This window comes from Pseudomonas sp. P7758 (assembly GCF_013386485.1).
In the GTDB taxonomy this organism is placed as follows: Bacteria; Pseudomonadota; Gammaproteobacteria; order Pseudomonadales; family Pseudomonadaceae; genus Aquipseudomonas.
This window is the reverse complement of sequence record NZ_JACARS010000275.1, coordinates 1-339: the sequence shown is the minus strand read 5'-3', so window position 1 is coordinate 339 and position 339 is coordinate 1. Positions and strand designations below refer to the sequence as shown.

General features: G+C 65.5%; 1 protein-coding gene and 1 pseudogene. Both read right to left on the bottom strand.

Features of this window, described 5'->3' with window-relative positions; all coding sequences use genetic code 11:
• Positions 1–206 (bottom strand): HupE/UreJ family protein (locus HX873_RS31460; protein ID WP_177123864.1); only part of this gene is annotated, 206 nt, incomplete at its 3' end.
• 24 nt (positions 207–230) lie between these two features.
• Positions 231–339, bottom strand: a pseudogene (locus tag HX873_RS31455) (urease accessory protein UreG); the annotation flags it as partial.

Genomic DNA, 339 nt, shown 5'->3' with positions numbered 1-339 from the left:
AACGTGCACGGCAGCGCCCAGCGCGCCGAGCCTTTTTGCTGAGCGGCCCACATGCCCACGGCGACCATTGCCAGCAAGCGGTCGATGCCGCCCAGCGGGTGGCTGATACCGGCCACCAGGCCGTCGTCGCCATGGCCGGGGTGGGCGAAGGCTAGGGCGGGAGTGAGCAGCAAGGCTGCGGCAGCGAGAAGTGTATTGAGGCGCATGGACAGGCTCCTTGTGGGGGTTGATCAGGCTGCGGTCAGCAAGCCCTGGCGTTCGATGAAGGCGACGATTTCTTCCAGGCCGACGCCGGTTTTCTGATTGCTGAAGACGAAAGGTTTACCGCCGCGCATGCGC